This is a genomic window from Synechococcus sp. UW179A, assembly GCF_900473965.1.
Lineage (GTDB): Bacteria > Cyanobacteriota > Cyanobacteriia > PCC-6307 > Cyanobiaceae > Synechococcus_C.
Map to the genome: position 1 here is coordinate 128,392 of NZ_UCNJ01000012.1, position 19,640 is coordinate 148,031.

At 51.2% G+C, this 19,640-nt stretch carries 26 protein-coding genes and 1 pseudogene; 13 read left to right on the plus strand and 14 right to left on the minus strand.

What is annotated here, in order from left to right; translation table 11 throughout:
- Window positions 1-67: 67 nt before the first annotated feature.
- A complete protein-coding gene (locus tag DXY31_RS05080) occupies window positions 68-988 on the plus strand; it encodes an NAD-dependent epimerase/dehydratase family protein (RefSeq protein ID WP_114993074.1) in 921 nt (306 codons plus the stop codon).
- Here the strand turns inward: DXY31_RS05080 and pgsA are convergent.
- On the minus strand, window positions 957-1,502 hold the full coding sequence (gene pgsA / locus DXY31_RS05085) for a CDP-diacylglycerol--glycerol-3-phosphate 3-phosphatidyltransferase (RefSeq protein ID WP_114992732.1): 546 nt from the start codon (window positions 1,500-1,502) through the stop codon (window positions 957-959). The two genes, DXY31_RS05080 and pgsA, sit on opposite strands and share 32 nt — an antisense overlap.
- Before the next feature lie 31 nt (window positions 1,503-1,533).
- On the opposite strand from pgsA, the gene DXY31_RS05090 reads away from it, so the two are divergent.
- Window positions 1,534-2,004, plus strand: a complete 471-nt coding sequence (locus DXY31_RS05090; RefSeq protein ID WP_114992733.1) for a CBS domain-containing protein — start codon at window positions 1,534-1,536, stop codon at window positions 2,002-2,004.
- Here the strand turns inward: DXY31_RS05090 and DXY31_RS05095 are convergent.
- A complete protein-coding gene (locus tag DXY31_RS05095; RefSeq protein ID WP_114992734.1) occupies window positions 2,001-3,203 on the minus strand; it encodes a hypothetical protein in 1,203 nt (400 codons plus the stop codon). The two genes, DXY31_RS05090 and DXY31_RS05095, sit on opposite strands and share 4 nt — an antisense overlap.
- A 77-nt stretch (window positions 3,204-3,280) precedes the next feature.
- Here DXY31_RS05095 and DXY31_RS05100 point away from each other — a divergent pair, with 77 nt between their 5' ends.
- Together DXY31_RS05100 and DXY31_RS05105 are read left to right on the plus strand one after the other, a co-directional pair.
- Window positions 3,281-3,754 carry a L,D-transpeptidase gene (locus tag DXY31_RS05100; protein WP_114992735.1) on the plus strand — a complete coding sequence of 158 codons (474 nt, stop codon included), beginning with the start codon at window positions 3,281-3,283 and terminating at the stop codon, window positions 3,752-3,754.
- 32 nt (window positions 3,755-3,786) lie between these two features.
- Entirely contained in the window at window positions 3,787-4,068 is a 282-nt protein-coding gene (locus DXY31_RS05105; RefSeq protein ID WP_170953564.1) for a hypothetical protein, read from the plus strand.
- A gap of 552 nt (window positions 4,069-4,620) precedes the next feature.
- On the opposite strand, the gene DXY31_RS05110 is transcribed toward DXY31_RS05105, so the two are convergent.
- On the minus strand, window positions 4,621-6,123 hold the full coding sequence (locus DXY31_RS05110; RefSeq protein ID WP_244279597.1) for a hypothetical protein: 1,503 nt from the start codon (window positions 6,121-6,123) through the stop codon (window positions 4,621-4,623).
- Window positions 6,117-6,869 carry a ligase-associated DNA damage response endonuclease PdeM gene (gene pdeM, locus DXY31_RS05115; protein WP_256359615.1) on the minus strand — a complete coding sequence of 251 codons (753 nt, stop codon included), beginning with the start codon at window positions 6,867-6,869 and terminating at the stop codon, window positions 6,117-6,119. The genes DXY31_RS05110 and pdeM overlap by 7 nt, the downstream gene beginning before the upstream one ends.
- Before the next feature lie 230 nt (window positions 6,870-7,099).
- Between pdeM and DXY31_RS05120 the strand changes: the two genes are divergently transcribed.
- Window positions 7,100-8,185 carry a transporter substrate-binding domain-containing protein gene (locus tag DXY31_RS05120; protein ID WP_371639123.1) on the plus strand — a complete coding sequence of 362 codons (1,086 nt, stop codon included), beginning with the start codon at window positions 7,100-7,102 and terminating at the stop codon, window positions 8,183-8,185.
- A gap of 26 nt (window positions 8,186-8,211) precedes the next feature.
- Here the strand turns inward: DXY31_RS05120 and DXY31_RS05125 are convergent, their stop codons facing one another.
- Window positions 8,212-8,448: a CopG family transcriptional regulator gene (locus DXY31_RS05125; protein ID WP_114992736.1), complete on the minus strand. Its 237-nt coding sequence runs from the start codon at window positions 8,446-8,448 to the stop codon at window positions 8,212-8,214.
- Window positions 8,449-8,535: 87 nt separating this feature from the next.
- Here DXY31_RS05125 and DXY31_RS05130 point away from each other — a divergent pair, with 87 nt between their 5' ends.
- Entirely contained in the window at window positions 8,536-9,174 is a 639-nt protein-coding gene (locus tag DXY31_RS05130) for a PCC domain-containing protein (protein WP_114992737.1), read from the plus strand.
- A gap of 1,583 nt (window positions 9,175-10,757) precedes the next feature.
- On the opposite strand, the gene DXY31_RS05135 is transcribed toward DXY31_RS05130, so the two are convergent.
- Together DXY31_RS05135 and DXY31_RS05140 are read right to left on the minus strand one after the other, a co-directional pair.
- The gene (locus DXY31_RS05135) at window positions 10,758-10,976 is read right to left on the minus strand and encodes a Nif11-like leader peptide family natural product precursor (RefSeq protein WP_114992738.1); all 219 of its coding nucleotides are present in this window, start codon (window positions 10,974-10,976) and stop codon (window positions 10,758-10,760) included.
- Between the two features lie 40 nt (window positions 10,977-11,016).
- Window positions 11,017-11,280 (minus strand): DUF1651 domain-containing protein, encoded by a 264-nt coding sequence (locus DXY31_RS05140; RefSeq protein WP_114992739.1) that lies wholly within the window; start codon window positions 11,278-11,280, stop codon window positions 11,017-11,019.
- A 342-nt stretch (window positions 11,281-11,622) separates the two neighbouring features.
- Here DXY31_RS05140 and DXY31_RS05145 point away from each other — a divergent pair, with 342 nt between their 5' ends.
- Both DXY31_RS05145 and DXY31_RS17830 read left to right on the plus strand, forming a co-directional pair.
- Window positions 11,623-12,570 carry a DMT family transporter gene (locus DXY31_RS05145; protein WP_244279553.1) on the plus strand — a complete coding sequence of 316 codons (948 nt, stop codon included), beginning with the start codon at window positions 11,623-11,625 and terminating at the stop codon, window positions 12,568-12,570.
- 855 nt (window positions 12,571-13,425) lie between these two features.
- Window positions 13,426-13,506, plus strand: coding sequence for a DUF3104 domain-containing protein (locus DXY31_RS17830; RefSeq protein ID WP_114993079.1), 81 nt, complete (start codon window positions 13,426-13,428; stop codon window positions 13,504-13,506).
- A 469-nt stretch (window positions 13,507-13,975) separates the two neighbouring features.
- Here the strand turns inward: DXY31_RS17830 and DXY31_RS05155 are convergent, their stop codons facing one another.
- The 6 genes from DXY31_RS05155 to DXY31_RS05185 all read right to left on the minus strand — a co-directional run bounded on the left by DXY31_RS05155 (window position 13,976) and on the right by DXY31_RS05185 (window position 17,319).
- The gene (locus tag DXY31_RS05155; protein ID WP_114992741.1) at window positions 13,976-14,191 is read right to left on the minus strand and encodes a Nif11-like leader peptide family natural product precursor; all 216 of its coding nucleotides are present in this window, start codon (window positions 14,189-14,191) and stop codon (window positions 13,976-13,978) included.
- A gap of 584 nt (window positions 14,192-14,775) precedes the next feature.
- The gene (locus DXY31_RS05165) at window positions 14,776-15,030 is read right to left on the minus strand and encodes a Nif11-like leader peptide family natural product precursor (protein WP_114992743.1); all 255 of its coding nucleotides are present in this window, start codon (window positions 15,028-15,030) and stop codon (window positions 14,776-14,778) included.
- Between the two features lie 138 nt (window positions 15,031-15,168).
- The gene (locus DXY31_RS05170) at window positions 15,169-15,393 is read right to left on the minus strand and encodes a Nif11-like leader peptide family natural product precursor (RefSeq protein ID WP_114992744.1); all 225 of its coding nucleotides are present in this window, start codon (window positions 15,391-15,393) and stop codon (window positions 15,169-15,171) included.
- A gap of 169 nt (window positions 15,394-15,562) precedes the next feature.
- Window positions 15,563-15,742, minus strand: a complete 180-nt coding sequence (locus tag DXY31_RS05175; RefSeq protein ID WP_114992745.1) for a hypothetical protein — start codon at window positions 15,740-15,742, stop codon at window positions 15,563-15,565.
- A 357-nt stretch (window positions 15,743-16,099) separates the two neighbouring features.
- On the minus strand, window positions 16,100-16,360 hold the full coding sequence (locus DXY31_RS05180; RefSeq protein WP_114992746.1) for a Nif11-like leader peptide family natural product precursor: 261 nt from the start codon (window positions 16,358-16,360) through the stop codon (window positions 16,100-16,102).
- Window positions 16,361-16,935: 575 nt separating this feature from the next.
- Window positions 16,936-17,319: a hypothetical protein gene (locus tag DXY31_RS05185; protein ID WP_114992747.1), complete on the minus strand. Its 384-nt coding sequence runs from the start codon at window positions 17,317-17,319 to the stop codon at window positions 16,936-16,938.
- Between the two features lie 197 nt (window positions 17,320-17,516).
- Here DXY31_RS05185 and DXY31_RS05190 point away from each other — a divergent pair, with 197 nt between their 5' ends.
- Entirely contained in the window at window positions 17,517-17,843 is a 327-nt protein-coding gene (locus tag DXY31_RS05190; protein ID WP_371639127.1) for a DUF3104 domain-containing protein, read from the plus strand.
- Between the two features lie 201 nt (window positions 17,844-18,044).
- On the opposite strand, the gene DXY31_RS05195 is transcribed toward DXY31_RS05190, so the two are convergent.
- Window positions 18,045-18,236, minus strand: a complete 192-nt coding sequence (locus DXY31_RS05195; RefSeq protein ID WP_114992749.1) for a hypothetical protein — start codon at window positions 18,234-18,236, stop codon at window positions 18,045-18,047.
- 184 nt (window positions 18,237-18,420) lie between these two features.
- Between DXY31_RS05195 and DXY31_RS05200 the strand changes: the two are divergent.
- From DXY31_RS05200 to DXY31_RS05210, 4 genes and pseudogenes are all read left to right on the plus strand, one after another.
- Window positions 18,421-18,534, plus strand: a pseudogene (locus DXY31_RS05200) (DUF3104 domain-containing protein); the annotation flags it as partial.
- Window positions 18,535-18,573: 39 nt separating this feature from the next.
- Complete coding sequence (locus DXY31_RS05205; RefSeq protein ID WP_114992751.1) at window positions 18,574-18,837, plus strand: hypothetical protein; 264 nt, start codon at window positions 18,574-18,576, stop codon at window positions 18,835-18,837.
- Between the two features lie 279 nt (window positions 18,838-19,116).
- The gene (locus tag DXY31_RS16365) at window positions 19,117-19,398 is read left to right on the plus strand and encodes a hypothetical protein (protein WP_137024901.1); all 282 of its coding nucleotides are present in this window, start codon (window positions 19,117-19,119) and stop codon (window positions 19,396-19,398) included.
- A gap of 61 nt (window positions 19,399-19,459) precedes the next feature.
- Entirely contained in the window at window positions 19,460-19,624 is a 165-nt protein-coding gene (locus DXY31_RS05210) for a bacteriocin (protein ID WP_114992752.1), read from the plus strand.
- The last annotated feature ends 16 nt before the right edge of the window (window positions 19,625-19,640 follow it).

A 19,640-nucleotide genomic window follows, 5' to 3' on the forward strand; every position in this document is an offset into this window, starting at 1 on the left:
GACAGACTCCCATCCTGCATGGGTGGGTTGGGCGCGCTTCAATAACCCTTGGTCTGCCTGGGTGATCGTGCAAATCCTGTTAATGGGGGGAACCCGTTTTGTCGGCAAGCCCCTGGTAAGCCGTTTGCTTCAGCAGGGTCACAGGCTCACCCTGTTCACGCGCGGACGTCAGCCCGTTCCTGAAGGTGTTGAGGCGGTGAATGGAGATCGTGGAGACGATCAGTCCTTGGATCAGCTCAAGGGCCGTGCTTTTGATGTGATTGTCGATAGTTCCGGGCGCACGTTGTCTGATAGTCAGCGAGTGGTGGAGCGCACGGGTGCGCCCAGCCATCGTTTTCTCTACGTGAGTTCAGCAGGTGTCTATGCAGGCAGCCATATCTGGCCACTGGATGAAGACAGTCCCCTTGATCCTGCAAGTCGTCATGTTGGCAAGGGTGAAACCGAGCGATGGCTGATGCGAGAAGGGATTGCTTTCACGAGCTTCAGACCCACTTACATCCTCGGACCGGGCAACTACAACCCAGTGGAGCGTTGGTTCTTCGATCGCATCGTCAATGAGCGTCCCATCCCCCTGCCTGGAGATGGAACGACCATCACCCAGATCGGCCATGTGGAGGACCTCGCTGAAGCCATGGCGCGCTGCCTTGAGGTGGATGCCTCTTGCAATCGCATCTACAACTGCTCTGCCAAGAGAGGGATCACATTCCTGGGCCTGATCGAGGCAGCAGCTCTGGCCTGTGGTCGTCAGCCTGGCAGCCTTGACTTGCGCAGCTTCGATCCCAGTGGACTTGATCCGAAGGCCCGCAAAGGCTTTCCGTTGAGACTCAGCCACTTTCTGACTGATATCAGCCGCGTTGAGCGAGAGCTTGCCTGGACCCCACGCTTTGACGCCCATGGCTGCATGGCAGACAGCTACAAGCGCGACTATGCGCTGGCTCCAACATCGGCACCCGACTTCAGTGCCGACCAAGCGCTGATCGGGGGCTGAGGTAAGCGATGGCTGACCAGAGGGCAAGCACCAGGCCTGGCCAGAACAGCCACCAACCCAGTGCATGCAGGACCTGAGTGATCTGGACTGATGTCCAGCTCGGGGGCCAAAGCATCAGAAATAGGCTCAGAAATTGAACGGTGGTTTTCGATTTCCCCAGCCAAGAGGCTGGAGCTCCGCTGGAGCTACCCGAACGCCATCCGGAGATCAGTAATTCTCGCGCCAGCAGCAGCCATACAGCCCACAGGGGCAGTTGTCGCTCGGCTGCCAACCAGATCAATGGAGCGCTGATTAACAACTTGTCAGCAAGGGGATCGAGTTTTGCTCCCCAACTGCTGCCTCCATCAGCTTTGCGCGCCATCCATCCGTCAGCCCAGTCGCTCAAGGCTCCGATCAGCAGTAACAACCAAGCCCAGCTTTGCTGTTCTGAAGCCAGCAGCACCAGCAGCGGAGCTCCGAGGATGGCGCGCAGGAGCGTGAGTCGATCGGCCCACAATCGCCAGGGAGAGATCAAGGCTCAGAATGCGTGCAGTTGATCAGGACCCATGGTGCTCCAGCAGACGGTCGGGGAGGTGATGTCCGCTCCGGTGCTGACGGTGACGGCGGAGACCCCTCTGCAGGATGCTGTCAGTCTGCTCAACGATCACCATGTGAGTGGCCTGCCTGTGGTTGACGGGGAGGGCGTTCTGATCGGAGAACTGACCGAACAGGATCTGATGGTCCGCGAGAGCGGTGTGGATGTTGGTCCTTATGTGATGTTGCTCGACAGTGTGATTTACCTGCGCAATCCGTTGAACTGGGATCGCCAGGTGCATCAGGTGCTGGGCAACAGTGTTGGTGACCTGATGCACCGTGACAGCCACAGTTGCGAAGTCGGCCTGCCACTACCCAAGGCTGCTTCGATGCTGCATGAAAAGGGCACCCAACGTCTGATTGTTGTAGATACGGACCGCCGTCCTGTGGGGGTTCTCACTCGCGGAGATGTCGTTAGGGCACTGGCATCAGCTCAGAGCTAACGCTGGGCGACTGGCTGGATACGGATGGCAATTGGTTTGATCAGACGGAAGTCGACCATGTCGCCAACGCTCAAACCGGCAAAAACCTCATCTTCCAGCTCAGGGCGGATGTCGAGCTTATGGATCTTGCCCAGTGGGCCTCTCAAGGTCACCTTGTGATCGGTGCGAGAGAGGCGCACAACTTCTGCTGTTCCACTGGCCATGGCCACCCGAGCACCTGCAGGCACCGGTCCGAAATCACGACCCAGCTTGCGGTCTTCTCTCTGCAGAGTCAGCTGATTCTGCTGAGAGCTGCGCAGATCCACCACCAGTCCTTGCAGCATTTCAATGTTCACCTGATCTCCGACCTTGAGCCCCGCTGCGTTCGGGTCGATCGCTGATGTAATCAGCATGCTGTGCCCTCGAGCTCCCTTCACCCTGAGCAGCTTCTGACCAGGAACCAGCTGTTCGATGGTGGCGGTGAGCTGAGCGAGTTCGAAGGCCTCAAGCAGCTCGCTTTTCAGGCTGACCTCCTGGGCAGCCAGAGGGCTCACCAGCAACGGCTCTCCATTCACCTGATAGCCCTTGAGGGCCTGACCTGTGGTCGAGCCGGGCAATTTGCGCACATTTACAGCCAGGGGCTGGATCAGTCGGAAATCGACGGTGTCACCAACTTTGATGCGATCAAAGGGGTCTGCTCCATCGGTGATCACCACATCCAGGTTGTTAATGCCACCGAGGGGTCCCAGCAGATCAATGCTGTTGTCTTGCCGATCGATGCTGATGACCTCAGCTGTTCCAGAGGCCAGCGCCACACGCATGCCCTTCTTTAGCTTTCCCATGTCCGAGGGAAGAATGATGTCTTCGCGGTTGAAACTCAGGTCTTGGTTGGTACTGGCTTCCAGTTCGACAACAAGGCCGTCGAGAATGGAAAGTGAAACCTCATCACCTTGCTTTAGAGCAAGGGGCTCGAGATCGATCCCCACGGTGAGGATTTCCTTGTGACCATGGGGATCGATTACCTCGATCACCTTCTGTGCCGGGAGGGCTGTGGTCACGGTGGCTTTCATTTCCGTGATCTCAAAGGCAGCCAGCTGTTCAGGAGAGAACCCTGCTTCAGCTCTTTGAGTCATCCCGCAAAAGACACCGAGAACGGCAGCGGCAATCCCCCGGGCGGGAAGACTTCTGAGTGCGGAATGGAACGCCTGGAAGTGAGTCACAGGTCAGAGCAACAGTGGTGCGACGGTAGCCGGATCCGTTCTTGGGTCACAATGTCGCGGAATGTGAGTCCCGAGGCATGGTTTTTCGATTGAGGCGGATGGCTGGTTCTGCAGGGTTGGCTTTGCTGACTCTCGGTCTGCTCCAAATGCCTGCACGGGCAGAGAAGGCCATTGAAATCAGCCTCAAGGATCGTTATCTCACCCTGTTCGATAACGGAAAGGTGGTGGAGCGTTTCCCCGTTGCCATCGGTGCTCCTGAATCTCCAACCCCTGCAGGCAGCTACGCCATCACACGCAAGGAGGAGGCACCCGTCTATCACAAGGGAGGCAAGGTGATTGCACCGGGTCCCAAGAACCCGGTGGGTGTTCGCTACATGGCCTATTTCCAAGTTGGATCAGGCGAATACGCGATTCACGGAACGGCCTGGCCCAATTGGGTGAAGCTGCGTTCGGCAGTCAGCCTGGGATGTATCCGCATGTTGAACAAAGATGTGGTCACACTGTTTCAACAGGTAGACGTCGGGACTCCTGTGGTCGTGACCACCAACTGATTTCTTTTTGCTTGATTTACCGCCGCTGAATGATGTCTGTACGCACCGCTTGTTTCGTGTTTTTCGGGTCTTTGCTCGCGCTGATCGCCAGTCCGATATCAGCCTCTCCTCAAAAGGAGATGGCTGAACAGGCATTCCTCGATCAGGTGGAAGCGCCTGGCCATGTGCTGGTGACCGCCCGCGGTGTCGAAGCAGTCAATGCCGAAGCTCGTCGCCAGGGCCTTCGCTTCCCTGCTGTCGGCTACTGGTCTCCGGAAAACATTTGCTTCAAGACACCCGCGACTGGAGATTGCAACGGACTCTTTCAGCGGTAAGGGCATTGCCAGTCACTCTGAGAGTTCAAGATATCTGCCGAACTCATTAGTCATTAGCTCCAGGCTTCGATACTATTTTTTCAGGATCTGATTGATGTGACATCATTGGTATTGCCTTAAATCTGATGACTGCCATGGTTAGTTGTTGCCACATAGTTGATCTTGCTGAGTATCGACGTTCAATGCGATATTGGGCAAAGTAGTTCCAAGACTATTGCTATAAAAATGAAAAACATTCATCAGATTTATGACATTGAGAAGCCATCAGCTTATTTCCTTTTGGCAAGGTCAGCGGAACCTTTGTCCTTATGTTGGGCTACAGTCTCATGGAGTTTGACTGCCACATTTAAGATCAAGGGGTAATAAAAGAACTCAAAGAACTGGCACCCAGCGAGGGGATAGATGCCTGCTCTCTTCGTTCAGGCTGTAAGAAGAAGCTTGGTTAAAGTTGCTTTTTGAGAAATATTTTTTGTCTTTAGTTTTAATGTTACTTGCTCTTCGCTAGTTCTTGTTTTTCAATCATTGAGTGCAGTTTCACGCGTGATGCTGATCTTAAGGCGCTGGCGGTGGCAGCAAGGGCGGCGGTGGTGCCCCTATTAAGGGATCAGTCTGAGTCAGGTTTGGCTTCTGGTCTTCAACAGTCTCTGTATCTGCGGTGGATTCAGTGATTGGCTCTAGTTGATCGGATGCAGGGGATGGGAGCACCGGGGAGTCTTCATTGGGAAATGGTTCCGGTGTGAGCAGAACGGGTGGCGGGAGGTCTGGAGGAAGATCGCGTTCGTAGGACGGAAATGCTGATTCGGGTCCCTCAGCGTCCGATTCTTCGCTTGGCCGCGGCTGTTCAAGCAGCACGAGTGGGTCAGCAGTGATGGGTGGTTCGGGTAACGGTGAACGTTCCGCTTTGCCCTCTTGTTCGTCCTGCGAAAAGCCTGGCTTTAGGAGTTGGCGTTTCGGTTTCCAGATCAATCGAGCAACGGGCTCTACGCCTTGCTCCATGACGCGATTCAGCCCTGCAAGGGCCCTGTCCATCAGGCGATGACCAGCAACTTGGGCACAGTCCAGAGGACCCTGACATTTCACCTTTGAGTGCAAGCTTTCGGCGAGGTTTCCTACCAAGCCACCTTGCAGATGGAAGCGGCGCTCACTCAGGCGCAGCAAGTAGGGCACGTGGACAAAACTAGTCGCTCCACCGCTGATCCAGTTGGCGTCTTCCTCTGTAAAACCTTTCACTCCTGGAATGATCAGGCGACTCTTAGAGGCGTGATCAGGCATGTAGGCGGCGACGAGCCCTCGGCGACGGGCCAGCTCCCTCGTTTGCTCCAGGGTGAGGCCATCCCTGCTCATCAACATTTCCATTCGGCCATCGCTGCGTAGTCCATAGACCATCCGGATCCTTGGCAGGTAGTAGCGAATGCGCTGGCCCATGCTGATGCTGTAAGCACCCTTGTAGCTGTCCGGCGCTGCAATTAGATCGTTGTAGACGCTGTGCAAACCACCAACGAACATGTCATAGATCTCAGCACGTTCTGGAGTGAGTTCCCCGTAGCCGAAGTCCACTCCTCCATTTCGCTTGATGCCGACGAATGCTCGCTGTCGGGATGCTGTGCGGTTTCTGCCCTGCCAGACCTTCTGTCCGAATTTCAGATCCCCAAGTGGAACTGTGATCTCCTGTCCGCCATTGTCGATGTGGCGTTCGTACATCGGTCCTGATACGTAGGCCAGAGCCGCGGAATCCTCAAAGGCGTCCTGTTCCCGATCCCAGCCCTCGAGCAGTCCCAAACGCACTTTTCTTGGATCGAAATCGAGTGCGTAGACCTCATCGTCCGACTGATAGCGGAAGGCTCCAAGAGCGTCACCACTGGCTCCCTCCTCCAGTGTCGCGATGGCATCAGGTTCTGGAGTGCCTGGGGCCAATGCGACAAAGGTTGCAAAGACACCAAGTGGAAGACCCAGAACCAACCAGCGTTTTCGCAGTCGTTTCGGACGGGAACGACTGCGCCGAATACGCTTCTGGCGTGGAGGCGCAGCAGTGGTGGAACGGGTCCGCGTCACCATTTCACCTTGGATCCATTGGATGCCTGCGCGTTGTCGAGCCAAGGAACAATGGTGCCCTCGGCCACCAGCCATTTGCGGTAACGGTGACGGCAGTCATGCCCTCCCGTCAACTCTCCGAAGGCAGGAATGAGCATTCGCTGTTCCACGTTGTCGTAGGCGAAGCAGGGAAGCTTGAGTCGATCCGATCCCTGGCTCAGGGTGGTTGTGGGGTGGATATGTCCGCAGAGATTCAGGCCAGCACGCCCATCCATGGGCTGTTCTGGTTCATGGCTAAGCCACAATTCTCCGAGCCTGAATGCTGGATGCTGGGGAAAAGCATCTGGATGCAGGTGGCGGTCATGGTTGCCTCCGATCAGGAGCACCTCAGCATTCAAGCGGTTGTGCAGGGTCCTGAGGTCTGCCCGTAGGCGCTCGGTGAGCCCGAGTGGGCCATGGATCAAATCTCCAAGCACGATCACACGTGTTGGCTTCCACTGTTGACAGAGCTTCTCGAGCCGCAGCAATGTGCTTCTGTCGTCATCACTTGGAAGTGGGATTCCACAGGCTTGGAAAACCTCTGCCTTACCAAGATGCAGATCGGCTACAAAGAGTTCCTCGCCGGATGGTCGCCAGATGGCTTTCTGCGCCAGCAAAACCAGCTCTTCGTCTCGCCATTGCCAACGACAATGCGCGACGTTGTTGGGTGCATGGGCTGTTGGCTCGCCATCAGCCTGATCGCTGTTCTTTTCGGCGTTGATGGCAGTCAACAGTGGGGTGATCTGCTGAGATTTGCACCATTTTGCTTCTAAACCAAGGAAGTGTTTCAAAAAAATGTTCCACCCTTCATCGGCGATCTGGAAATGGCCTTTCAGCTTCTGGGGTGGCAACCTCAGAATGCATAAGTCGATTGACTTCTGATGACTCTCGCTTTGTTGCTTGCCCTGCTGGGATCGCTCATCGCCATGGGCGTGATCGTTAAGCGTCTTGAGAACAACGGGTGAAACGCGTGATCAGAGTTCCCAGGATTTCTTTGTTGCTCGCCGGTTTGATCAGCGTTGCTGTTCCAGGAATGGCAGTAGCAGAGCCTCTCCGAGTTGGAGTGAGTGGTGCACCACCTTTCGTGATGCCGAAGGGTGAACCAGTTCAGGGGATCAGCACTCAGGTCTGGGAAGAAGTGGCAAACCGCCTCAACCAACCCTACGAAGTCTTTTACCTACCCAATACGGAGGCCAATCTGAAAGCCGTTGAAAACGGCGATGTGGATCTTGCGGTCGGTCCGATCAGCATCACCCCCGACCGACTGGCCAACCCCAGGATTGATTTCACTCAGCCTTACTTCCAAGGCATGGAGGGGTTGATGATTCCCGTGAAGCCTCCTGGGCTTTGGGCAAGGTTCAAACCCTTCTTCGGCTGGGCGGCCTTGTCGTCACTTGGTGGTTTGATGATCCTTCTGTTTGTAGTCGGCAATCTCATCTGGCTTGCTGAGCGTCGCCGCAATACAGAGCACTTCCCCCGCCAATACCTGCATGGAGTCGGTAATGGCATGTGGTTTGCCCTGGTAACGCTTACAACGGTCGGCTATGGAGATCGATCTCCCACCACAAGAACCGGTCGCATCATTGCTGGTATCTGGATGCTGATGTCGCTTCTGGCGCTGTCATCGATCACGGCAGGTCTGGCTTCTGCATTCACGGTGTCGTTGTCGAAACTGGAACCCTCAGCCATTCAGGACCGCTCCGATCTGCGCGGCAAGACTGTTTCAGTTGTGGCCGGGACCACCAGTGGAACCTGGGCAAAAATTTATGGCGCCAGGGCCCGGGAATCCGCAAGTCTTGAGAAGGCCATTGATCTGTTGTTGAAAGGAGAGGTTGCGGCCGTGCTGTTTGATGAAGCCCCTCTTCGTTATTACCTTCAGCAGAAACCTGAAGCGCCTTTCAAGATGGCGCCCTTTGCGCTAGCCAGTCAGACCTATGGATTCGTGGTCCCTATGAACAGTGTCTTGCGCACTCCCATTGATGTGGAGCTGTTGCAGATGCAGAGAAGCGGGGAGGTCAAGTCGATCACTGATCGCCTGCTGCAGTGATGGCAAACACTGGAGGATCCATGGCTTCATCTGAGAGTTCCGTGTCGGCGTAATCCGTCTTCGATCAGAAAGTTGGCAAGGCTGCTGCAGCTGCGACCCTCGGCAAGAGCTTGCTGCTTGAGGCGGTGCATGACCCCGCCCGCAAGGGTGACGTTGAGTCGTTCCGACTCTGCAGCTTCAGCAACTTGGGCCGCTGTGACCTCGATTGATTCATGCTGCAGCTGTTCCTGCAGCTCTTGCAGCAAACTTCCCAGGAATGACACGTCTTCGTGTTTATTTAGTATCTAAAATGTACCGAATGGGCGCCTGGTGCTGTGGCGTAACCTGACGCGGTTTCTTGTTCTGTCTGGATGGAGACCCTGCCCCTTGAGCTGGAACCCGGTCAGGACCTCCATCTGGCTCTGTCTGAGCTGGCGATGCAGCAACAGCTCAGTGGATTTGTTCTCGGGGTGGTCGGCAATCTCTCCCAGGCCACGTTTCGCTGTCCTGGACAGCAACAGCCCACACGGATGAGCGGGGAACTCGAGGTCATCACGCTGAATGGAACCTTCTCCCCCTCAGGAGTTCATCTTCACCTCAGCCTTTCAGACGGCGCCTGTCAGGTGTGGGGAGGACATCTTGAGCCAGGCACTGTTGTTTTGAAGGGTGCACAGCTGCTTCTCGGTCTCAGCGGTCTGCCCACTGCTCAGACCATTCAGCAGCCCATTCAGGAGCCTGCTCGGTTGGGCGAGCGTGTCGAGCTGGCGGTGCTTCCCGGGTGTCCATGGAGTCTTCGGGCCAGGCAATTATTGGAAAGGCTTTCCATTCCCCATCGCCTGGAAACCATCGAAACTGACGACCGCTTCGAGGCATTCCGGCAACGCAGCGGTATGAACACCTTTCCTCAGATCTTCATTGATGGAGAGGTTGTTGGGGGTTATGACGACCTCGCTGAGCTCTCATTGCAGCCTGAGTTTCGAGCGTTGGGGCAAGGGGCATTGGACCGATGAATCGTTGTATGAGCTCTGCAAACTGAGAGCTGCTCCAGCGACTCGCTTGATTCAGAACTTTCGAAAACTCTGGCCGGATGGCTGACCACTATCCCCGCTGTATCCATCACAGCCGCCTGAGGGAGAGACCTGCCAGCGATCAAGAGGACGTCTTGCCGATGGATGTTGAGATCTTTGACCTGCAAGACACTTGTAATTGCATTTAGCCGTTACGCGAAGGCGGCTGATCGGAGGTCTGAATGATCGGGAGATCTGCCAGTTCATTGGGCAATAGCTGGGTTGCATACCCGCAGCACCTCGGCACAAACGCCAGCGAGTCGGAGTTGATGACTGCCGAAAAAGATCTATGAGCTTGTCTGGTGGAATATCTCATTAGAATTTGTTCGCCCTCAGCCAACCAATTGCACCTTCTCTTGCATTAGCAGATGCATTTTGAGTGGATTGGTTTTGAACGACACGAACCTCGTACCAAAAACCTCTTTGGCCTGAAAATGTGCGGTTCACGCCCTGCAGAAAAATGACTTTTGATCCGCTGCTAACTAAGCCACGCTGAACATTCGGGCAACCTGAATTGATTGAGACAACTGATGCCGGCGTTTGCCCACCACAGTCGCGCAGAAATCCCGCTGAGCGTGTCTTTTGATGCAGATGGGGTTCATTGCATGCAAGGGCAGTGCTAAGGGAAGTCGCGACTATGCAACCGATAGCTCCAACGCGAAGGCCGTGTTTTAGAAAAAACTTTGTGGCGATCAATGGGCGGTTATGTGCAACCTCGCTAACTCCAAGGCTCAACTCTTGGTTTTGAGTGTTTTGGTGTTGATTCATTGTGTACGGTGGTTAGGGCAGGGGGTGCAGTAGCGCCCGCCTCGATGCACTCACTATCTCCAGAATCAATAGCTAAATTGATGATCTACCTCAAGGGATGCTGTGATCTTGGTCACAGTTCTGAGCAGTCAATACAAACCGCACTAGGCGAGGTTAATAATCAACTAGTTTCATAAATTGAATAATTATTTAAGGGCTTGTGTATCTGATTTGAACCAATTAAAAGCTTCTGAAAATTTCGACATTTAAGCTTAAATTTTTTGGCATTGGAGGTGGTTTCTGGTTTAACTGGCCTGTTCGCTAGGAACTTCCTCAGGCTCATCTTCGCTGAGGAGACTCAGTATGTCAGTACTAGATTTGTGGATATGGTCGTTGCCAATAGCAACAATATAATTTTGGATTTAGCTGCTTCCAGTTTCTCTTGAAGGTTGGAATTGCTTTTGACTTTCTCTTGGAAGTTTTTGTTTTAGTTGTTCTAGATTTATCGGCATAAGGCCTGTTTAGTATCGACGGTAATGATGAACTGCAGCATCTTTGTGCAAATTTTTTACTCAATTGTGCCAGTGATTAGACATCTAATTTTAGGGCCTATGCGTGTGTTTGAAGAAATAAAAATCTCAAAGATTTGACCTTTCATGTTTAACATTTTGCCCATATTGCGAATTACTTCTTTTGTGCAGTTATGAGTCACTATCGGCAGAACGATTTGGTTGTTGATGCACTTGTACTGTAGTGCACCACCAGCCGGTATTCAGTGGTCAATGGTATCCACCAGCTGCACCTTCCAGCTCGTTGTCTGCAAGTTCTGGATGGTTTGAGCGGTAGAGGTTAGTGAAGTCGTCAGCAGAAATTATAAACCAAGCCTCTTTCGAAATTGCATGAACTGCATCAGGGAACGCTGCAGCTTTGAGCTTCTCCTGAAGGCTGGAGTCGCCTTTAACTTTTTTTAGGAATGCTTTGAGTTCTTCTAGGGGCATGGGTATTAGGTCTGTTCAGCATTCATAGCAGTGGTCTGAATCACCACCTAGGCGAGCAACGCTTCCACCCGCCTGACTTCTGCATGGTCTCCCATGCCTCAATGGCGTTATGCCTGAGCAACCTGCGGATGACTGGCTGACCGCTGTCTGTCACTGACCGCGTCTCGACCTCTACCCATTGAGCTTGCTGCGTTGGCATGTCGTTCTTGAAGCGGCAGACCCTTTGCTCCTGAGTGTTCATCAGCCCATCGATACCGTTCTTCGGTGCATGGCGATCAACAAGTGGGCGGTCCTTGCTTGGCATCTCGACACGATGGCGAAATCAGCCTTTGTGTAGTCGCCACACTTAAAGTCTGAAAGAATTCAATGCCTGTGGCAGACCACTTGACCATCCTTGATGGTAAAAGTCATCGACATGCCATTGAGAGAATTATGTGTTTTGTTCGCTGTGTTTTGTACATTTTTGGGTAGAAACTTTTGTCTTTGGTCTGTGATGAATCCCCTTGTAAGTCGACAATTTTTATTAGCGTGAATTTGCCTTAGGCCGCTTTGACCTGTATGCCACCTTGAGTTTGATTAAGTTGAATGTGACCTCTTTAAGTTTTTAAGCGAGTTTTCTGTTGGCGCCTATGTTGCGGCTAATTGAGTGGCAACGGCATTGCATAGAGAAAAAAAACAGGGGTTGTCCTATCGCTATGGTCTCCTCTTTCTGATCGCCTTAATCTGGGGGTCGCAATTTCTTTTTAACCACTTTGCGCTGCAGGTCTTTACGGCCGAATCGGTGGCATGGCTGCGGGCGGCAATTGGATTTTTAACACTCAGTTTTTTCATGGTTTTAAAACCAGTGTCACGAGATTCAAAGACCAACAAAGGCTCTGGTTCTCGCTATTGGCTGCAGATCGTTCTTGTTGGTTTTTTTGAAGCGACATTGCCTTTCTTTTTAGTGGCATGGGGACAGCAGCATGTTAATAGTGCTGTTGCTGCAATCCTAATGTCACTTGTAGCAATATTCACGCTTGTATTAGTTTTGATATTTGTGAGAGATGAGCCTGTTACCAAAGGCAAATTCATTGGAATCATCCTCGGTTTCGTTGGCGTTGTTGTTCTTCTCTGGCCGCAGTTCAGTCAATCTACTGGTACGGGAAGCGCTCTTGGGAGCCTAGCCATCCTTGCTGCTGCTATGAGCTTTGCCGTTAGCCTTGTGCTGATTCGTCGTTTGCCCCAGGTCGGCTCTCCTGTTCTTACCGCTAGAAATATCCTTTTTTGTGGAAGCGTTGAGTTGGGCGCAGTTTTACTGCTAATGAGGCAACCTTTAGTGCATCACCCCTTACAGACCAGCGCAGTAATTGCTTTATTAGCTCAAGGCGTTCTAGCTGGTGGTGTTGTCTACGTTTTGTACGTGCGCCTTGTTAGCGTGGCAGGAGCTACTTTTGCTGGATTTGCTAACTATCTTGTCCCTATTGTGGGTGTTTTCTTAGGTGTTTTTTTCTTGCAGGACCACTTGCCGCTCAGTGCCTATTTTTCAATTCTGATTATTGCGTTAGCCATATTTGCAGCCGAATGGAGGCCAGCTCGTCTTGATTCTGTTGATTAAGTGCAGGGTAAAGACGAATCCGCTCCTTTTTTATGATCAGGGGAAATAGATTGGGAAACCAGATCACAGTACCAGAATGTCTTGTTATGGCTAAGACTTTTGTCGATTAAATCGACGTTGTTTCCAGTTGGTGCGCTCGTTGGCTCGTCATCGGATCTATTTAGTGCAGATCATTTTTTGGGGGATCAATCTTGCACTAGGTTTAGCACTAAGTGCTTTTGCGGCGGTAGCGCAGAGGTGACTTTCGCAAAATCCTGCTGCAGTAAATGCAGCCCACATCACATGACTGCGACCCCGTAGGCCAGCTCGGGCTCAGCTATGGATTTGCACGCACGGGCATTGGTCAGACGGGTGAAAGAGTTGCCATCCAAGGTTGTGGATGATGCATCGTCTTGTGATCCGAATATTTTTCGAGAGGATATTTTTACTTGTTGCTTCGTCATGACAAGCGGGAACCTTCTTGTTCTGTTCGTGAGCTTGTCTTGCGCTTACCTAGTCCTCAGAATCTACAAAATGAATTGTCGTGCTGAGCGCTGAATACCAGGCTGGTATTGCTGCCTCGCATCTCAACAGGTAAAGGCCATTCTTAATACCACCGCCAAGAACGCCTGCTTCGGTGACTCATAAAGACGATCACCCTGGTTAAAGCCTAGGTAAGTGCTACTCCCAGCAGGATTGAAAACAGTGTCTCCATAGCGGAGGTATTGAGGTCACCAGCCAAAGCTGGATTAACTCAAGATTATTTCCTGATCAGAGGTTTAGAACGACAGTTAACTATCATTCGCGTGCAGGCTTGCCCTTGTCTTTGATGGTGTTGGTCTTGTCCGCAGCCTTTGAAGCTGGAGCCTCTTCCAGATCGCCGATGTGGGTTCAGGCGTGATCCTCTGGGTCAACGCTGATCTTGTGATACGTATCCTTCCATATACACTTTTCTGATGTCCGACAAGCCAAAGTTGCTAACAACAACCCAGACAGTGTTCTTTTGGGTTGGTTTAATTATTTCTCTGTCGCTATGGGTTCAGCTCCTTTTGAGGTGGACACGTGATGGTGTTATTGCTCTGCAGCCTGTAACATTGCCTGATTACACATTAATACTTGGACTGTTCGTAGCAGTTCCTCTACTTGTAATTGCTTTGTTTGTCGGGAGTGCTGCTTTCGTAGCTTTGAGAAGAGCAAAGTCCAGGCAGAACCCTTAAAACTAGAAGATGAGCAACAACATTTCGTAAGTCAGACAAGCTGCCTTTCTTTATTGCAACGGTCTGCTGTAGAGGTTTTGGATTATATTTACTGCGCTCAATCGTGCCAGGTATTGAAGGCTTATTTATGGGATTGGTTAGGCTATAGAAGCAGTCAAAGCCATTGCAGCAGCAGAGGTTTTGATGAGTAGACTAATTTTTGATACGCTTTAGCAGGTGTGGTCAAGGTGACTAATGCCACCCCCAGCCACACCTTCCAGCTCCTCTTTACTGAGTTGGCTGATCTTATCAGCAGTGAATTCATGACCATGTTCTTTAGCAATGCCTACAACATCTTCAGGTGACTTCGCTGCTTTTAGTTTCTCTTGAAGATTGGAATCACCTTTGACCTTGGCGAGGAATGCCTTGAGTTGTTCTAGGGACATGGCTATCAGCTCTATTCAGAAGTTATAGCAGCGGTCGATTGGCCGCACCGTATCTGTAGGGATGGCAGCAAAGACCCCGCATTTAGCGGGGTCTTTTTTTGCAATTGACTGCTGTCTAAGCATTTAGAAGAGTCGGGAAAAAAGTATTAAAGAACACCTTTTTCAATGGCTCTTCTTCGCTGATATAAATGCCTCCTTGGGCTGTCTCGAGTTGGTCGTCAGTCGGTTCGAGGATTTGGTCTTGCGTGTTGAGTTCAGTCATGGTTTTGAATATGCGTTGGGTGTTTGAGTTGAGTTGGGGGTGTTGCCCCCTCGACTTCTTCAAGATCACATCCCTTCTGGTGAACCCCACTACACAGCTTTGGTGTGTAATCCGCGAAGTTCTAGTGAGCTTCTGGTGATTGGCTCAGGATTGAGTCCCCATCTTTTGGAAAATGCTTTCACCTGACTGATTACTGCTCAACTGCGCTCAATCCTGCCAGGTATTGAAGTCTTATTTGTGGTCTTTTTGGGGTGATTGAAGCAATAAAAAGCCCCTGTGTCGGCAGAGGCTAGGTGAGTAGATTAACTGCAGACTTCTAACTTTATATAGCTAGAGTTCCTACAAGCACCTTAGCTGTCCAGCACACAGGACAGTCCCAACCACCAGCGACGTCTTCCAGCTCCTCTTCAGAAAGTTTTGGTTTGGCTTTCTTCAAATCGTCAGCTGAAATACTAAACCCCGCTTCTGTTGCAATCGTAAGAACTGCATCTGAATCAGCAGCGGCTTTAAGCTTCTCCTGAAGACTGGTATCGCCTTTGACCTTTTCGAGGAATGCCTTGAGTTGCTCTTCTGACATGGGTATTAGGTCTGTTCAGCAGTCGTAGCAACGGTCTGCAGCAGAGTCTTTAGTTGATAACTATTGCGCTCAATCGTGCCAGGCATTGGAGGCTGATTTGTGGACTTAGTCAGACTGTTGAAGCAATAAAAAGCCCCGTTAGTTTAATGGATTGATTATGCAAGCCACACTCCCTGCTCCTCCAGTCACGCCTTCCAGCTCCTCATCACTGAGCTGGTTGATCTTATCAGCAGTAAATTCATGTCCGTGCTCTTTAGCAATGACTACAACATCTTCAGGTGACTTAGCTTCTTTTAGCTTCTCCTGAAGGCTCGTGTCAGATTTGACCTTGGCGAGGAATGCCTTGAGTTGTTCTAGGGACATGCGTATCAGGTCTGTTGAGTAGTCATAGCAACGGTCTGCTGCACCGTCTTTGGTTAATACTTACTGCGCTCAATCGTGCCAGGTATTGAAGGCTGATTTGTGGGCTGTTTGGAGTGATTGAAGCAATAAAAAAGCCCCTACGGATGCAGGGGCTTTGCAATGAGTAGGCTCACATAAGAGGATTTCTAAGAAAAAATTCGCGTGTATTTAATTCCACTTCTGCTAATGTTTCAGGCTCGTCGTTTTCGTTCTCAGCCAGCCATCGGTGCCAGGCTTCGAATCGTTTGCGACCGCCACCTGTCACAGCTTCCAGCTCTTGATCAAGTAGTTCAGTGTTGAAAGTAGTCATTGTTTTAAAGTGGATAAGTGTGTGAGTTGTGTTGGGGGGGGATGCCCTCTGGACTCCTTCAAGATCACAGCTCTACTGGTGAACTCCACTACACAGCTCTGGTGCAGCACCCAAGAAGTTCTGGTGAGCTTCTGGTGAACAGCTCAGAACTAAGTCAAAACCTATCTGGGCAACGCTTTGACCAGCCTGATTAATGCTCAACTGCGCTCAATTGTGCCAGGTATTGAAGGCTGATTTATGGTGTTAGTTAGACTATTGAAGCAATAAAATCCCTTGTCAATGCAGGGGCTTTGAGGGAGTAGGCTCCACACTAAAAGCGCAACAAAAGAGTACACCAAGCCACAAAAAAGCAGCACACTAACAATTGCAACTCACACACCACGAAATCCAAAACGTCTTCCCACCAGCTGCCGTCCCCCCACCAGCTGCACCTTCCAGCTCCTCGTCTGACACCGTTGCAAATTGCATTGATTGAATATCTTCTGAGGTAATTGAAAAGCCTGCTTTTTTGGCGATTTCAAGACCAGCTTCTGGTGAGGTTGCTGCCTTGAGCTTTTCCTGTAATTCGGTATCAGATTTAACTTTTTCCAGGAAGGCTTTCAGTTGCTCTTCTGACATGTGGCTGAGGTCTGTTCAGCAGTTATAGCAGCTGTCGGCCTAGGTGTACCCCAAACTTCACAGGCAATAAAAAAACCACCGTGTCTAAGGGCGGCTAAGGGCGGGCAGTGAAGTGATATCAGTCGAGGGGACTTACATCAGTGACGGCGTAATTGATGATGTTATGCCGATGAATGCCCAATGATTAAAACTCTGAGTTAGCAGTATCTGTGATGAACTCAGCAGCAAGCTTAATGAACTGATGCGAACCTTCAGTTAGTGAGGTCACGTTCACCGAAGAAGAAGAGCACGAAGTCATAACGCTGCCAAAGCCAATACGAAAAGCGGTAGCTCCTTTCGAAGAACCTGAGATCCTGACTCCTGAGGAATTCTTCGAAGCCTGCTTAGAGGAGTGCAATCTCGATGAGATCTTTGCAGATGCTGACCGCTGGGCATTTCACATTCGAAAGAACATTGCTAAAAACGCTGGCCTGCACAACGAAGAGAACGACTACGCCCTAACTGGCGTTGAGCCTGAATGGATGCTGGAGCTTTTCAAAAAGAGTAAAGTAGCTATTGACGGGTGAGGGTGATGACTAAAGCGAGGCTAGATGATCGAGGGCACGGGCCAACTCATCAAAGAGACTTCTATTTTCTTCCCTCTCTTGCTTACGCAACGTATCGAGACTCCATTGGCCTTCGCGGTAATCATTGAGAAAAAATTGCTCGAATTTGCTGTCACACTCTTCCGCACTCCACCCCTTCAATGCTGCCACACCCTCTAAGATGCGTGAAGCATCTTTGTTAGCAAGGAAGGTGTTTACAAAAAATGCTATTGCAGTTGTGTTTTCATGCTTGAGGGCTGAATAACCTGCATAGCAGGATCTTGCCAGATGCCGACGAAAGAACATTCGAATGAATTCATTAGGCCAGCGCCACTTTGGGCGGCTATCTAGCGCGACGAGATAAAGGTCAGCCATAAAACTTCAAGCCTAAGAAAGGGCGAGATGAACTTTATAGACCAATTTAAAAGCAAAAGTCAAATCATAAGTCGAACAAGTAGCGCCTAAGTTGTTCAACTTAGAACAGCCAATGAAGGCTGTTCGAATCAATACAGGGAAAGCATTCGTTGTACCAATCACTGAAATGAAGAAAAACGCTGGACTGCTACCTGCCGATGACGAAAGCTCAGCCAAGGGCTAGCCTCAATACGTTTGTACTACCGGCCATGTCGATTGATCATGGAATCTACGAACAGCAAGGGGAGCGACCCTTGTTCCTGGACGCCAAACCAGGGATGACCGTCTGTGTGAGGTGTGAATACCTGACTGGCGAGACACCCAGGCAGGACTGGTGGATGGGATCGGTTCTCCACTGCGGAGGAGGTGCTCGTGACCCGTCGATGCACAACCTGTTCCAGATTGCTGATGTGGATTCAGGCGTGATCTGCTGGGTGAATGCTGATCTGGTGACCCACATCGTTCCGAAGGAGCCAGGGCAATAAAAAACCCCGCTCGTGGCGGGGTAGGTAAATATTTAGTCGGGAGATCGATAGCAATAACCAGTGAAGCTAATTGTTCATGGAATGGGATTTACTTAACGCAATCCGCCATCAGGTCATTCCTGTCACATCACGCTTAGATGCATTAGCCGTCAGTTTTTGATTGGCAGGATTGAGGCATGATGTTTCGCTATCTGGGTTCACTTAAGCCAACTCTAAGTACTTCTTGTGCATTGCTTTCCACTCTGCCAATCTTTCAGGCTCGTCCCAATCGTCGTATGAGGTAGTGAAGAGACGGCGGAAGAGTTCGGCTCGTTCGCGACCGCCACCAACCACAGCTTCCAGCTCTTGATCAAGTAGTTCAGTGTCGTTGTAGTCAGTGTTGAAAGCAGTCATTGTTTTAAAGGAGATAAGTGTGTGAGTTGTGTTGGGGGTGTTGCCCCCTCGACTCCTTCAAGATCACAGCCCTTCTGGTGAACCCCACTACACAGCTCTGGTGTAGACCCCATGAAGTTCTGGTGCGCTTCTGGTGAATGGGTCAGAACCGCCTGACTGACTGGGTATGGCTCGCCCGGAGGCTGGAGCAGCCAGGGACCCAAGCATTCACAACCTGTTCCAGATTGCTGACGTGGACACGGGAGTCATCCAATGGGTCAACGCCGACCTCGTGACTCACATCGTTCCTGAAGGTTGATGCATTCACCTCTACCCTCAGTGCTCACAGGGAACCTTTGTGGCAGCTAAGCAATCCACCACACAACCCAACTGCCGTTGCTGGGTTTGGTTCCGAGGTGGATTAAATGAAGATTCCTACTGGGCAAGTGGTTGGTATGGAGCACCTTCGACACTCGGTGGCATCCGTATCGAGAGAGGTGACTATGTGCCCTGTCGGGTGGCTGAATGGCGTGTGGTGTTCTCAGAGCCGGCGGACATGAAGGTTGGACCCGAGGTTCCAGAAGGAGCTTTATGGAAACTCGTGCCCACTGACGCGAGGTGACTGCTAATACTGAGGAAGCCCTTGAAGCAACACCATGGAAGACTCTAAGAACACCATGGACGACAAGAAAGAGAAGGAGTCACCAGAACTTAAGGGATAGTTGACTGAAGACGAGTTAGAAAGCATGTCTGGCAGTACTACAAGGCCAAATGCAAAGATATCTCCGGAACACCTAATTTATCTTGATAAAGATTAACTGCTTTGGGAAATGAAGGCATAAAGAAATAGGAGGGCAAGAGTAAGACCTTTTACAGTTTTAGAAACTCTTTTATTAACACCATGGAAGACACCAAGAACATCAAGGTTGAGTTGACTGAAGACGAATTAAAGGGTGTCAGTGGTGGCGATGGAGTAGTTACCGACGTTCCTGGAAACCCACTGGGCAGTCTTAAGGAAGAATTGACTGAAGACGAGTTGAAGGGTCTGTCTGGAGGTGCTGGAGTAGTTACCGGCGTTCCTGGCTGTAGCGGAGGAAGTGTTCAATACCAACCTCGTCCTCCCGCCAACAGCGCCCCTGCCTTACCGGACGCATCGGTGCCGGATTGCGGATCCATGACATAAAGAAAGAGGAGGGCAAGAGTAAAATCCATCCTTCGGTTTAAGAACTTCTCATATCAACACCATGGAAGACCCCAAGAACATCAAGGACCCCAAGAAAGAGAAGGAGTCACCGGAACTCAAGGAAGAATTGACTGAAGAGGAGTTGAAGAGTGTTGATGGAGGCGTGCTCGTCTACATCGCATGGGCGGATGTTGGCTGCCATGAAAATGATAAGAATAAGGCATAAAGAAAGAGGAGGGCAA

Bases quoted from the DNA above. Each gene is read 5' to 3' on its own strand.
- DXY31_RS05090 (WP_114992733.1), top strand. From the start codon at position 1,534: ATGGTGCTCCAGCAGACGGTCGGGGAGGTGATGTCCGCTCCGGTGCTG.
- DXY31_RS05100 (WP_114992735.1), top strand. From the start codon at position 3,281: ATGGTTTTTCGATTGAGGCGGATGGCTGGTTCTGCAGGGTTGGCTTTG.
- DXY31_RS05105 (WP_170953564.1), top strand. From the start codon at position 3,787: ATGTCTGTACGCACCGCTTGTTTCGTGTTTTTCGGGTCTTTGCTCGCG.
- DXY31_RS05110 (WP_244279597.1), bottom strand. From the start codon at position 6,123: ATGGTGACGCGGACCCGTTCCACCACTGCTGCGCCTCCACGCCAGAAG.
- DXY31_RS05130 (WP_114992737.1), top strand. From the start codon at position 8,536: ATGGAGACCCTGCCCCTTGAGCTGGAACCCGGTCAGGACCTCCATCTG.
- DXY31_RS05135 (WP_114992738.1), bottom strand. From the start codon at position 10,976: ATGCCCCTAGAAGAACTCAAAGCATTCCTAAAAAAAGTTAAAGGCGAC.
- DXY31_RS05140 (WP_114992739.1), bottom strand. From the start codon at position 11,280: ATGCCAAGCAAGGACCGCCCACTTGTTGATCGCCATGCACCGAAGAAC.
- DXY31_RS05155 (WP_114992741.1), bottom strand. From the start codon at position 14,191: ATGTCCCTAGAACAACTCAAGGCATTCCTCGCCAAGGTCAAAGGTGAT.
- DXY31_RS05165 (WP_114992743.1), bottom strand. From the start codon at position 15,030: ATGTCAGAAGAGCAACTCAAGGCATTCCTCGAAAAGGTCAAAGGCGAT.
- DXY31_RS05170 (WP_114992744.1), bottom strand. From the start codon at position 15,393: ATGTCCCTAGAACAACTCAAGGCATTCCTCGCCAAGGTCAAATCTGAC.
- DXY31_RS05175 (WP_114992745.1), bottom strand. From the start codon at position 15,742: ATGACTACTTTCAACACTGAACTACTTGATCAAGAGCTGGAAGCTGTG.
- DXY31_RS05180 (WP_114992746.1), bottom strand. From the start codon at position 16,360: ATGTCAGAAGAGCAACTGAAAGCCTTCCTGGAAAAAGTTAAATCTGAT.
- DXY31_RS05185 (WP_114992747.1), bottom strand. From the start codon at position 17,319: ATGGCTGACCTTTATCTCGTCGCGCTAGATAGCCGCCCAAAGTGGCGC.
- DXY31_RS05190 (WP_371639127.1), top strand. From the start codon at position 17,517: ATGACGAAAGCTCAGCCAAGGGCTAGCCTCAATACGTTTGTACTACCG.
- DXY31_RS05195 (WP_114992749.1), bottom strand. From the start codon at position 18,236: ATGACTGCTTTCAACACTGACTACAACGACACTGAACTACTTGATCAA.
- DXY31_RS16365 (WP_137024901.1), top strand. From the start codon at position 19,117: ATGGAAGACACCAAGAACATCAAGGTTGAGTTGACTGAAGACGAATTA.
- DXY31_RS05210 (WP_114992752.1), top strand. From the start codon at position 19,460: ATGGAAGACCCCAAGAACATCAAGGACCCCAAGAAAGAGAAGGAGTCA.